Source organism: Mucilaginibacter lappiensis (genome assembly GCF_050433765.1).
GTDB lineage: Bacteria > Bacteroidota > Bacteroidia > Sphingobacteriales > Sphingobacteriaceae > Mucilaginibacter > Mucilaginibacter lappiensis_A.
Genome location: NZ_JBNPWP010000001.1, coordinates 1,371,436 through 1,385,455, shown reverse-complemented (window position 1 = coordinate 1,385,455; position 14,020 = coordinate 1,371,436). Strand labels below are relative to the sequence as shown.

Below are 14,020 nucleotides of genomic sequence, written 5' to 3'. Positions count from 1 at the left end.
AAAATATTCATCATCGTAGATAGCGAAGAGGAGCGAAGCTGTTTTTTTTAGTTTTTATAGTTAAAATACCTTTTTACCCCTTTTTTTCTGACGATTAACCACCCGTCGGTTATATAGATTTCATCGACCTTAGCTGCCATAAACCAAATTTCGCGTGCTTTATTTTATTATTTGATATAGCCAGTCCAGTGATAAAACGTGGACAGCTGAACAAGTTGCACGTGTTTTTTTTAATAATTATTAACCCCTAAAATTTAAAAACATGAGAAGAAATTTACTGAAAGAATTTTCACCGCATGGAAACGCAAGAAGAACTTTAAGCATGCTCCTTGTTGCTGCCGTTGCGTTTTTATCACCACTGCGCGGCCTCGCAAAAAGCTTGGAGTATGGGATAACAACTGAAAGCTTGAAAAGCGCGGACCTGACCGTTACGGGTGTGGTAACAGATGAAAAAGGAGCACCACTTCCCGGAGTTACTATTATTGTTAAGGGAACTACACAAGGTACGGTGTCGGACATTAACGGTAAATATTCCATAACTGTAAAGGATGAGAATGCATATCTCGTATTCAGATCCATCGGCTATACTACACAGGAAATTGCTATAAACGGAAAATCAGGTATTAATGTGCAGCTGGTGGGCGACCCCAGATCTTTGAACGAGATTGTAGTTGTAGGTTACGGCTCACAGAAAAAAGCTACCCTTACCGGATCAATATCGCAGGTTAAAGGTGCCGAACTGGTTAAAAGCCCACAACCCAACCTTTCAAATTCGCTTGCAGGGCGTTTCTCGGGTGTTATTGTAAACAACCGCAGCGGTGAGCCTGGTTATGATGGCTCAAACATAACCGTTCGTGGTTTGGCTACCACAGGTAATAACAACGTACTTATCGTAGTTGACGGAGTTCCAGGACAAATTGGTGGTTTGGAAAGGCTTGATCCCAATGATATCGAAAGTATGTCGGTATTAAAAGATGCCTCAGCAGCTATATATGGTAACAGGGCAGCCAACGGTGTTATTTTGGTTACTACCAAAAGAGGTAAAACCGGTAAACCTACTATAAACTACAGCTTTAATCAGGGCTTTAGTTCTCCAACTCGTTTGCCTAAAATGGCCGATGCGGCAACCTACGCACAGATCATGAACGAGATCAATTACTATACAAGTCCTACCCTGGGTTTAAACCAGTCTTACTCTGCCGAACAGATCCAAAAGTTTAAAGATGGATCTGACCCGCTTAATTATCCAAATACCGATTGGGAAAAGCAAACCCTTAAAAGCACAGCGTTGCAAAATCAGCATAGCCTTTCTGTTAATGGTGGTAGCGAGGATGTAAAATATTTTGTGTCGCTGGGTACCATTTATCAGGATGGGATATACAAAAACGGCGCTACAAAGTATCACCAGTACAATTTCCGTTCAAATATTGATGCTAATGTTACCAAACGTTTAAAAGTAGGGTTATCCCTTTCAGGCCGTGAAGAAGACAGGGTGTTCCCGGGGACTGGCGCGGGCGATGTCTTCCGTTCTGTATACAGGGGAAACCCTACTATTGGAGCCTATTTCCCTAATGGCTTACCAACAACCGGTGTTGAAAATAACAACCCGGCAGTACAGGTAACCGACATTGGTGGTATAAACAACAACCCAACACAGGTTTTCAATGGTATTTTAAGGGGTAGTTACGCTATACCAGGTATTGAAGGATTATCACTTGATGGTTTTTTCTCTGTAGATAGATCGGATGCTTTTGATAAAAACTTTAGCACTCCTTACATTTTATACAAATATGATGCAGCCACTAATACATACCCCAAAGTTGTGGTTGGCGGTAATAACAACAAAGCAACACTGTTTGAATCGCAGGACAATCAATCGCTAATTACCTCAAACATTAAGCTGAACTTTGTTAGGAAATATGGCTTGCATGACATCAACGCTTTTGTGGGTTACGAACAAAGCAAAACTCATCGTGAATATTTTGATGCAAGGCGTTACAACTATCTATCATCACAACTGCCCGAATTATCACAGGGCGGAAGTGCTGCTACTGACTACCTGAATTCTGGCTACAGTTCAAACTATAACCGCCGAAGCGTGATCAGCCGTTTGGCTTATGCCTATGACGAAAAATATTTGTTTGAAGGCCAGTTACGTGCTGATGGCAGTTCCATATTCCCTTCAGGAAAACAATGGGGTTACTTTCCTTCAGCTTCGGTTGGTTGGAGAATCTCCAAAGAAGACTGGTTTAAAAGCAGCGTCGGTTTTTTTGATGATCTGAAGATCAGGGCATCATACGGTTCATTGGGTAATGATAACGTCGACAACTTTCAGTATTTTGATAATTATGTTTTGGTTGGTAACGGCTTTGTGGCCTATGATCCGTCTGCAAGTTCTAACGTTATCCAACCTAATGTTAGCCTGAAAAAATTAGCAAATCCAAATATTACATGGGAAGTAGCCAAAAAACTGGATGTAGGTATTAACGCCACCTTCCTGCACAACTTTACTTTAGAGGCTATTTACTTTAAGCAAAAAAGGTCTGATATTCTTACAACAAGAAATGCTTCGCTTCCGGGCTCTTCGGGTATCGTAAACCCTTATAATGATGGATCAGCAACATACACGCCATTAGTGCCATCTGAAAATATCGGTAAAATTAACAGCTCAGGTTTTGAAGCAACCTTAGGTTACAACCACACTGGGCAGGAATTTACCTGGGGTGTAAGCGGTAACATTACCTACGCCAAGAGCAAGGTAATCTTTATTGATGAAGCCAGCAGCACTTTAGATTACCAAAGCAAAACAGGCCGGCCGTTAAATAGCTATTTGTTATACAACAGCATAGGCATTTTTCGTACACAGCAGGAGATTGACAGCTACCCCCATGTCCCGGGTACTAAGGTTGGTGACCTGAAATATCTGGATTATAACGGCGACACTCAAATAACCGCCGATGATCAAACCCGTACCAAATACGGTAATGTTCCGCAAATTACTTATGGCTTAAGCCTTAACGCCGCTTATAAAAACTTTGATCTTTCGGTATTATTTTCAGGCCAGGCCCAGGTTAGCCAGTATGTTTTACCGGAATCCGGCAGCATTGGCAACTTTTACAGCAGTTGGGCCAATAACAGGTTTAGCCCAACAAACCCGAACGGTACTTATCCAAGGGTACCCGACCGCGCATCAAACGCCATCAGCGGTGGATTGTATCCAAACACCTTCTGGCTTAATGACGCATCTTTCGTTAGGTTAAAAAACGTTCAGTTAGGGTACAACTTTAACGGGCCTTTCCTTTCAAAAATTAAACTCTCTGGTTTGAGGGTATACGTAAGTGCATTTAACTTATTTACCATTACAAAAGTGAAGGATTATGATCCTGAAGGAACAACTGGAGGCGCCCAAAACTATTCGGACCAAACCAATAGTAGCGGCCAGTTTTATCCGCAACAGAGAATTATAAACTTAGGTGTTAACGTGAAATTTTAATCAGGACAGATAATGAAACTACAATATAAAACCCCGCTATATTTAATAATGTGCGGAATGCTGAGTATTACAGCATGTAAAAAAGATTTTTTAAATGTACAACCAACGGATAGGATAGCAACATCGGCCATAGAATCAGATACGGCCGTTTTTGAAGCATTTGTAACCAACCGGTACATTGGCGAGAGATTACAGGACAAAGAGGGTGACGGCTCAAATCCTGGTTTTGGCCGTGGTTTTGAATACAGTATGTGGAGCTCGCTTACTGATGAGTCTATCTATAATAATGACGACGCTACCTGGCTTGTGCAAAGAGGGCAGCTGGCCCCTGAAAATTTAGGCGGTGCCGGTGTACTTTGGGGCCGTAGCTACAGGAGCATCAGGGAATGTAATTACGCTTTAAGTCTTTTACCAAACATGCCTTTAAGTGCAGGGCATAAAACACGTATTGAAGGCGAGTTGAAATTTATAAGGGCATTCCGCTACCAGGACCTCATCCGCAATTATGGCGGCGTTGTTTTAATGGGCGATAAAGTAACTAACCTTACTGATAATTTACAGGATCCATCACTGTTTAAAAGGGCGAGCATTAAGGAAAGTATTGATTACGCCACTGCTCAGCTTGATGATGCTGCTTCAAAGCTCCCCCTAAATAATGACGGTACCTGGATGTTAGGTCGTGCTACCAAGGGTGCTGCATTGGCTTTAAAATCAAGGTTATTGCTCTATGCAGCAAGCCCGTTGTACAATGCAGGCACCTGGGCTAATGCTGTTACCGCGGCGCAGGCAGTTATCGGCCTCAATAAATATGGAATATATACCGGCGGGTATGGTAACCTGTTTTTAATAAATGAAACCAACGAAACCATTTTTGCTCGCTTATATACCAAAAATGCTAACCATACGCACCTTGAAATTGCCAATGGCCCAAACGGTTATGGTGGCTGGGCAGGCAATACCCCGCTGCAAAACCTGGTTGATGATTATGAAATGATGGATGGTAAACCTATTACCGATCCAACATCAGGCTATGACCCTACCCATCCATATGCAAACCGCGACCCAAGGTTTGCTGCAACCGTGCTTTACAATGGATCTATCTACAGGGGGCAAACGATAGATGCCTTTATTCCGGGTGGTAAAGACAGTAAAGATGGACCTGATAACTGGAATACTACCAAAACTGGTTATTATCTTAAAAAGTTCATGAATGATGCTTACCCGCTTCAAAACCCATGGGGTAATGCAGGCTTTCAGCCGTGGATCTATTTCCGCTATGCCGAGATCTTGTTAAACTTTGCAGAGGCTGCTAACGAGGCATACGGTCCTGATGCTGTTCCTTCGGGTTCAACACTATCAGCACGCACGGCAATTAACCAGATCAGATCGCGTCCGGGAATTAATATGCCGGCGCTGGCAACCGGGCTTTCACAATCACAAATGCGCGATGCGGTGCGCTATGAGCGCCGTGTAGAGCTGGCCTTTGAAGAGCACCGTTTTTACGATGTGCGCCGCTGGAAAATTGCCGATGTTACCGAAAACAAACCGGCAGGAGGGATGATCATTACCAAAAATGCTAATGGCAGCTTTAGTTATACACCAAAAGTAGCATTGGATGGCCGTTCCTTTGCAACCAAACATTACTGGTTACCAATACCAAGGGCCGAGATACAGGCTTCAGGTGGCCAGCTGCAACAAAATACCGGCTATTAACAGCACTTATACCAGGGGAAGGATGTTTTTTTCTTTCCCCTTTTTTCAACCCAATACTAACCTAAACAAATTATGAAGAACCTACGTGTTTTATTATTGATGGTATGTTGTGTGGTGGGAGGCTGTAAAAAAGACATGATCGCGGTAAAGGAATCGTCAACAAGTGAAGTAAAAACCGGAGAAAAGCCGGTTAAAACAGACTCAACACCGGCAAGCGTGCTTAAGGGAGTTAATTGGGCGGCTGATGGCGATAACTTCAGCGACGGGATATTGGTATTAAGTGGCTTAACTTCGGCAGATAGTTATGCTACCGTATCAGCCAAAGCCGATGCAGTTTTAACGGGGATCCAGAACAATACAGGGGCCAATACGGTTAGGCTGCCTGTAAATTACTCAACCGTATCACAAACCTGGTGGAACTCGTATACCGGAGTTATTGATAAAGCGCTGAGCAAAGGAATGAATGTGATATTGGGCTATTGGGAAGCCAAATCTTCTGCAGATGGGAAGATTGATAATACTACGGAGTTTTGGTCAATGTGGCAAACTATTGTTACTAAATACGGCGGTAACGCGCATGTATATTTTGAAATATTTAATGAACCTCATGGCTATTCCCTAACCGAATGGACAACCATTTGTGCGCAATGGTTAGGCAATTATCCCTCTATACCACAGGGCCGCATCCTCATCAGTGGTACTTCTTATTCGCAGGATATTACAGGTGTAGGTGCCGACAGTCGTTTTTCGGGCTGCCTTTTATCCATACATGATTATACTTTCTTTAGCAATGGTACCAATACAACCGCATTACAGTGGGAAAACAGGTTGAAAGGCAATATAGGCAGCTACAGCAGCCGTGCGGTATTAACAGAGTTTGGCATACCTATGACCGGTGGTAAAAACTATACCGGTGCCATAGGCGGCGATGTGGAGATTGCTTACCTGCAAGGCCTCACCAACCAGGTGCGTACATTTGGAATGGGAGCCGTTTACTGGCCGGGCATCCGTACCGGCGATAGTTACAGGATCCAGGAGCTGAGTGGTACCGGAATAAATCTTACCGTATCAACCACAAATGCGTCGGGCTTAAGCCGCATAAAATATGCCTGGGGTGTAGGCACCGGTGGTACCGATACCTTTTATTCCGGGGCATATTACCGCTTTTTAAACCTTAACAGTGGTCTTGCGCTTGATGTTAACGGTGGCTCGACAGTAAATGGTGCGGGTATTATACAATGGCCGCAAAATGGTGGCAATAACCAGCAATGGCAAATAACCAATAACGGTGGCGGCTATTACAAAGTAACCAACCGCAACAGCAGCCTGGCGCTTGATGTTAACGGCTCATCCACAGCCAATGGAGCAGGCATAATACAATGGACATGGAATGGAGGCAATAACCAGCAATGGCAGCTTACTGCCACAAGCGATGGTATATACAAAGCTATAAATCGCAACAGTAGCCTGGCGCTTGATGTTAACGGCGCGTCTGTTGCAAATGGCGCAGGCATAATACAATGGCCGTGGAACAGCGGCAACAACCAGCAATGGCAAATTGTACAACAATAATTTTACAATAAAACAGTGCTGTTAGGCGCTGTTTTATTGTTGATTTAAATATGATGATACTAAGATCTATTATAAAAAATATACTTTTAGTGATTACTGCTTTAGGGCTTAATACCTCTTTTGTAAACGGTCAGATCAAAGCAGTTGCTATTAATATCAATCTTTCAAAAACATATCAAACCATCAGTAATTTTGGTGCATCTGATGCATGGGCATGTCAGTTTGTGGGCAATTGGCCCAATGATAAGCGCAATAAAATTGCCGACCTGTTTTTTAGTCGCGATACTTATACTGATGGCTCACCTAAGGGTATCGGTTTGTCATTGTGGCGGTTTAATATTGGTGCAGGTAGTGCCCAACAGGCAGATCAAAGCGGTATTAAAGATGAATGGCGCCGTGCCGAATCGTTTTTAAACAATGATGGCAGCTACAACTGGCAAAACCAGGCCGGACAGGTGTGGTTTTTAAAGGCAGCCAAAAAACGCGGGGTAAACCAGTTTTTAGGTTTTAACAATAGCCCTCCGGTGCAGTTTACAATTAATGGTAAGGCATATGCAAGCGGTGGCAAGGTAAATATATCGGCCGATAAATATGATGCCTTTGCCTCATACCTGGCCAGGGTAGTAAAAGGCGTGGAGCAGGTAAGCAAAGTTAAATTTGATTATATAAGCCCGGTAAATGAACCCCAATGGGATTGGAGCGATGGCGGTCAGGAGGGATGCCCGTATAACAATGCGGAGGTAGCAGGCCTCGTGAAGTCAATTAATAAAGAGTTTGTAAACAATAAGATCAGTTCAAAAATTCTTATCGGCGAAGCCGGGAGCCTTAACTATTTATTTACGGCAGGTGATAAGCCAGGAAAAGGGCTCCAAATAAATGATTTTTTTAGGGACGGATCAGCAAACTACATTGGTAACCTGCCGGGTGTAACTAAAACTATAGCAGCACACAGCTACTTTACCACATCGCCAATGGCTACCGCTATAAAAGCACGTAAGGTACTGGCCGATAGTGTGGCGGCTGTAAAAGGACTTGATTTCTGGCAATCGGAATATTGTATTTTAGGCGATAATGCAGGCGAGATAGACGGTAACAAACGTGATCTGGGTATTGACGCGGCTCTGTATTTAGCCTCGGTTATTCATACCGACCTTACCGCCGCAAATGCATCAGCCTGGCAGTGGTGGACAGCCATTTCGGCTTATGACTATAAGGATGGCCTTATCTATATAGATAAAAATAAAACAGATGGCAATTTTTACACCAGCAAAATGCTTTGGGCCATGGGAAATTACAGCAGGTTTATAGGGCCCGGAGCCATAAGGGTTGATGCTGAAGTTACATCCGCAGTAACAGTTAAGCCGCTGCTTGTTTCCGCATTTAAAAATGGAAAGAACTTTACAGCGGTTATCATCAACCCAAACGCTGATGACGTAGCTGCCAATTTGAACATTAGCAACGCCAATATTAAGTTTTCCTCGGCATATACCACATCGCAGGCGGATGAGCTTAAGGCTAATAAAGCAACGGGAGTAAGAAACGTGGTTCCCGCCCGCTCCATCATCACCCTTACAGGTATTATCAAATAACATCTTATCACTATCTCAAATGAAAAACAAAATCTACCACCTTCTTTTTTTTATGAGCATAATACTATTGCCGGGGATGCTTAAAGCCCAGGACAAGGGTAAGCCCGCTCTGTTTAATTCAAACTGGAGGTTTCACAAAGGGGATATCGGTACGGGCATCAACGGTATCGCCACCGAAACCCAGTGGAAAATTGTAGATCTGCCACATGACTGGAGTATTGAAGGTCCATTTAGTAATGAATGGGCAAGTGCTACCGGCTATTTACCCGGTGGTATAGGCTGGTATAAAAAAAGCTTTACTGCCAATAGTGGCTGGCGGGGCAAGCAGGTATACATTTATTTTGACGGGGTATACAAAAGTAGCGAAGTATGGATAAACGGGCACCATTTAGGTAAACGGCCTAATGGTTTTATTTCGTTTAAATATGAGCTTAGCCATTATTTAAATTTAAACGGTAAAAACACGATAGCCGTTAAGGTTGATCACAGTGAATTTGCCGACTCGAGATGGTATACCGGCTCAGGCATTTACCGCAATGTTTACCTTATTGTTAAAGATCAAGTACATATTGACCCATGGGATGTGGCATTTTGCACACCAAAGGTTTCACCAAAACAGGCAACAGTAAAGGTTAAAGTAAACATTACCAACAACACTGCCGGTGATGCAAATGTGACCGTAAGGGTGAACCTGTTTAACGATAAGGCCAAAGCGGTAGCATCCGTACAAAAACAGCTCCGGACAAAGGCTGGCCAACAGGAGGTTGAGTTTGAGCAAAAAATAACAACCCCACAATTGTGGGACACCGAAAATCCCCATCTATATAGGCTCAGCGTGTCGCTTAGCCGCAATGGCAAACCGGTTGATGAGGTAACACAGGCTGTAGGCATCCACAGCATCCGTTTTGATAAGGATAAGGGTTTCTTTTTAAATGATAAAAGCACAAAACTGAAAGGTGTTTGTATTCATGACGATGCTGGTGCGCTGGGTGTGGCCGTTCCGCAAGAGGTTTGGGTGCGCCGCCTCAAAATATTGAAGGATGTCGGGGTTAATTCACTTAGGCTGAGCCATAATCCCCACGCTGATTATTTATATGATCTGTGCGATAAGATGGGTTTTTTGGTAATGGATGAGGCGTTTGATGAATGGGAGATAGGTAAAAATAAATGGGTAGCCGGCTGGAATGTGGGCACCCCGTCAAAAAACGGTTATCATGAATATTTTAAAGAATGGGCTGATCGCGATGTCAGCGATATGGTGCTGAGAGCGCGTAACCATCCCTCAATTATCATGTGGAGCATAGGTAATGAAATTGATTATCCTAATGATCCATATACACATGAAATATTAAATACAGGTCGTAACCCTCAGATCTACGGAAAAGGCCATCTGGCCGATCATCCAGCGGCCAGCGAACTTACTCCTATAGCCAAAAAACTGGTAGCAGCCGTAAAGGCTATTGACACAACCCGCCCGGTGACCGCTGCTCTTGCTGGCGTTGTTATGTCGAACGAGGTTGGTTACCCTGAGGTTTTGGATGTTGTAGGTTATAATTATCAGGAATACCGCTATGCTGATGATCATAAAAAATATCCCAACCGTATCATTTACGGCAGTGAAAACGGTATGCAGCGACAGGCCTGGAACGCGGTTGACAGCAACGAATATATTTCGGCCCAATACCTATGGACCGGGATCGATTATCTTGGTGAGGCCGGCAAATGGCCGCAGCGCAGTAATGGAGCAGGTCTTATTGATCTGGCCGGATTTAAAAAACCCGAATATTTTTACAGACAAAGCCTTTGGACTGCCAAACCCATGGTTTATATAGGAGCGCGTGAAATGACCAGGGTCGATGATAGAGGCATCTGGAGCCACCGTACAGCCGAGCCGGTTTGGAACTGGCAGCCAGGCCGTAAAATAAAAGTAGATTGCTTTACCAATTGCCAGGAAACGGAGCTGTTTCTGAATGGTCGTTCCCTTGGAAAACAATCGCGCGATACTACCAGGGGACAGGTACCTTCCTGGTTGGTAGATTACCAGCCAGGTGAGCTTTTGGTTAAAGGATATAACAACGGTATTGAAGTGTGCGCCAACTCGATAAAAACAGCCGGCGAGGCTTACCAGCTTAAAGCTGTAGCTGATAATGTGGTATTTGTCAGTAAAACAAAAGGTTTAAGCCAGGTTGAAGTATCTATAACCGATAAGGATGGAAACCCCGTATTTCCTGCTGATGATGAGGTAACGGTATCAATTACGGGTCCCGGTAAATTGTTAGGATTGGAAAGCGGCAGCAATAGCAGCCATGAAAGTTATCAGGCCAGCCAACGGAAGGCATTGCATGGGCGTTTGTTGGCTTACATACAAACCACAGGTAAGCAGGGGAGCATAAAAGTACAGTTCAGCGCCGGTAGCCTCAAGTCATCAACCCTAACATTAACCGTAAAATAATCACTATCAGATCCCTTATAAAAAAGTTAACACCTGCATTTTTAATTTATGAAACTAATAAAACTATTGTTCCTGTTTGTTACCCTGTTTGCGTCTGCTCAGCTGCAAGCCCAGCTTGCTAAACATTCTTTCGCTCTCGGTGATACCGCATTCCTGCTTGATGGTAAGCCCTTACAGATCATTTCGGGTGAAATGCATTATACCCGTGTGCCCCGTGAGGCCTGGCGGCAACGTATGAAAATGGCCAAAGCCATGGGGCTCAATACCATTGGTACTTATGTTTTCTGGAATGTGCACGAACCACAAAAAGGTCATTTTGATTTTACCGGCAATAATGACATCGCCGCATTTGTTAAAACAGCACAGGAGCAAGGCCTTTGGGTGATCTTACGTCCAAGCCCTTACGTTTGCGCTGAATGGGAATTCGGCGGGTACCCTTATTGGCTGGAAAAGGAGAAAGGCCTTATCGTGCGTAGTACAGAAGCCAGTTACTTAAAGGAATATGAGCTATATATTAAAGAAGTAGGCAAGCAACTTGCGCCGCTCCAGGTAAATCATGGGGGTAATATATTGATGGTGCAAATTGAAAATGAATACGGCTCATACGCCAGTGATAAAGATTACCTGGCCATAAACCGCAAAATGTTTATTGATGCGGGTTTTGATGGCCAATTATATACATGCGATCCTGAAGCTGCGATAAAGGACGGGCATTTGCCCGGATTATTGCCCGCTATTAACGGCGTAGACAATGTGGACAAGGTAAAAAAACTGATCAAAGATAACCATAATGGTAAGGGCCCTTACTTTATTGCGGAATGGTACCCGGCATGGTTTGATTGGTGGGGAACAAAGCACCACACTGTGCCTGCAGAAAATTATGTAGCCAGATTGGATTCTGTACTCTCTGCCGGCCTTTCCATAAATATGTATATGTTTCACGGCGGAACGACTCGTGGTTTTATGAATGGTGCGAATTACAACGACAAAGATCCTTACGAACCACAAATAAGTAGTTACGATTACGATGCCCCTCTTGACGAGGCGGGTAATGCTACAGATAAATACCAGAAATTTAGGCAGGTTATAAAAAAGCATTTGCCTGAGGGGCAAACTCTACCTGAAGTTCCGGCCGCGAAATCAGCCATGGCTATTGCTGATATTAAGCTTAATCGATCAGCAGGCTTATTTGATATGCTGCCACAAGCCAGGGTTAATAAAACCCCATTGACATTTGAGGATCTTAACCAGGCCTATGGCTTTGTTCTGTACAGGACTTCGATATCCGGCAAAAAGGATGCTGTCCTTAAAATTAAAGGTCTCCGTGACTTTGGGGTGGTGTTTATAAATGGTAAACGTGCAGGTACTCTGGACAGGCGGTTAAAACAGGACAGTTTGTTGGTCAGCCTTCCAAAAGGAAGCGCCAGGCTTGATATATTGGTCGAAAATATGGGTAGGATTAATTTTGGTCCCTATCTGCTTAAAAACAAAAAAGGGATAACTGAAATGGTAATGCTTGATGGCAGGGAATTGAATAACTGGAAGATGTATGGTTTGCCATTTAATAAGGTGGCAGATCTGCCTCAACAGGCTGTCATAAATGACCCGGCAGTGCCGGTAATCAAGCAGGGAACATTTATCCTGGATAGCGTGGCTGACACTTACCTCGATATGAGGAAATGGGGAAAAGGTATTGTATGGATAAACGGCCATAATTTAGGCCGTTACTGGAAGGTTGGGCCCCAGCAATCATTGTATGTTCCGGGTGAATGGTTGAAAAAAGGCGCTAATAAAATTACGGTTTTTGAATTACTGGACGGTAAACAAAAGAGCATATCAACTGTAAAAAGCCCAATCCTTGACGAGCTAAACGGATCTGATGTTAGCAAATAGTAACTACCCGCGTTATATCTGGATGGTACTAAAAAGGCAAATGATTTTTCATTTGCCTTTTTAGTACCATCTTTAGTTTTTTACAATCTTATAGATACTTCCCTTTGTATTTCCAGGGCCAGTATCCGGACTGGTTAGTATATAAATTTCGCCTGCCGGATCTTCACCAAACGCGGTTATTTTTAAGTTTTGGGGAATGTTTTGTAATGTAATTCTGCCTCTTTGCCATTTAGTACCTGCTTTTTGCAGATAGAATATCGGCCCCGTCCAGTCAGCAAACAGGTATTTGCTTTTTAATACAGGTACTTGTTGGCCATTATAAACATAGCCGCCCATTACGCTTATGCCTATTTTATGACTATACTCTGTTATGGGCATGGTAATTCCTTTGATATCACAGCCTGTAGCAGGATTATAACAATGTGTTCCTTCTGTTAATCTCCAGCCATAATTGGCACCTTTATTAACAATATCAACCTCTTCCCAGTTGTCCTGGCCAACATCGCCGGCAAATAGTTGCCCGGATGTTTTGTCGAAAGAAAACCGGTAGGGGTTACGGAAACCATATGCCCATATTTCAGGCTTTGCATTTTTTCTGCCGACAAAAGGATTGTCTTTTGGAACCAGGTAACCTGTTTTTGTATTAATATCAATACGCAATATTTTACCAAGCCAGGTATTCATTGCTTGTCCGTTACCAAATTCACCATGTTTATCACCCTGGCCGCCGCCATCACCAAATGAAATATATAAATAGCCATCGGGGCCAAATTGTATACAGCCGCCGTTATGGTTTCCAGCCGGCTTATCTGTAGAAAGGATTATCCGGCCGCTATTCGGATCTATCCGGTCTGAACTTGCCGATAACTTATACTCGGCGATAATATCCTGATGATCAAAGTTCGTGGCAGATGCCGGCGCACTGTAAAATACATAGAGTTTTCTATTGGTTTTAAATTGAGGGTGCAGTGCAATTCCTAATAAACCCCGCTCGTCGTAACTATTGCTTAATTGGGGAAGCTTACTGTGCAGGTCAAGCAAGGGAACATCACTTAGTTTACCATGCTTAATGACCCGTATTTTGCCCGTTTGCTCGGTTATCCAGACATCTCCATTACCTGGGAAAGCCACGTCTGTAGGTGCCTGCAGATTACCGGCAACCTGTTGTACTTTTACAGTTATAGGTGACAGCTCGTCATTTTCATTAATAGATTTGGTTTTGTGGAAAACATAGGAGGAGAGCAGGCACATCGTAATGCCCAGGACAATAAAGGAAGGAAGTTTTTCCCGAAATATTTTTTTCATAGT

At 43.5% G+C, this 14,020-nt stretch carries 7 protein-coding genes; 6 read left to right on the top strand and 1 reads right to left on the bottom strand.

The features are described from left to right. Positions 1-262 precede the first annotated feature (262 nt). The 6 genes from M2273_RS05360 (at position 263) to M2273_RS05335 (ending at position 12,712) form a co-directional block, all read left to right on the top strand. Entirely contained in the window at positions 263-3,493 is a 3,231-nt protein-coding gene (locus M2273_RS05360; protein ID WP_429393933.1) for a SusC/RagA family TonB-linked outer membrane protein, read from the top strand. A gap of 12 nt (positions 3,494-3,505) precedes the next feature. Then, entirely contained in the window at positions 3,506-5,206 is a 1,701-nt protein-coding gene (locus tag M2273_RS05355; RefSeq protein WP_429393931.1) for a RagB/SusD family nutrient uptake outer membrane protein, read from the top strand. Between the two features lie 72 nt (positions 5,207-5,278). Then, the gene (locus M2273_RS05350; RefSeq protein WP_429393928.1) at positions 5,279-6,778 is read left to right on the top strand and encodes an RICIN domain-containing protein; all 1,500 of its coding nucleotides are present in this window, start codon (positions 5,279-5,281) and stop codon (positions 6,776-6,778) included. 50 nt (positions 6,779-6,828) lie between these two features. Further along, positions 6,829-8,367 carry a glycoside hydrolase gene (locus M2273_RS05345; protein WP_429393926.1) on the top strand — a complete coding sequence of 513 codons (1,539 nt, stop codon included), beginning with the start codon at positions 6,829-6,831 and terminating at the stop codon, positions 8,365-8,367. 52 nt (positions 8,368-8,419) lie between these two features. After that, positions 8,420-10,819 (top strand): sugar-binding domain-containing protein, encoded by a 2,400-nt coding sequence (locus tag M2273_RS05340; protein WP_429393925.1) that lies wholly within the window; start codon positions 8,420-8,422, stop codon positions 10,817-10,819. Positions 10,820-10,867: 48 nt separating this feature from the next. Next, entirely contained in the window at positions 10,868-12,712 is a 1,845-nt protein-coding gene (locus tag M2273_RS05335) for a beta-galactosidase (RefSeq protein ID WP_429393923.1), read from the top strand. Between the two features lie 72 nt (positions 12,713-12,784). On the opposite strand, the gene M2273_RS05330 is transcribed toward M2273_RS05335, so the two are convergent. Next, the gene (locus M2273_RS05330) at positions 12,785-14,017 is read right to left on the bottom strand and encodes a PQQ-dependent sugar dehydrogenase (RefSeq protein WP_429393921.1); all 1,233 of its coding nucleotides are present in this window, start codon (positions 14,015-14,017) and stop codon (positions 12,785-12,787) included. Positions 14,018-14,020 lie beyond the last annotated feature (3 nt).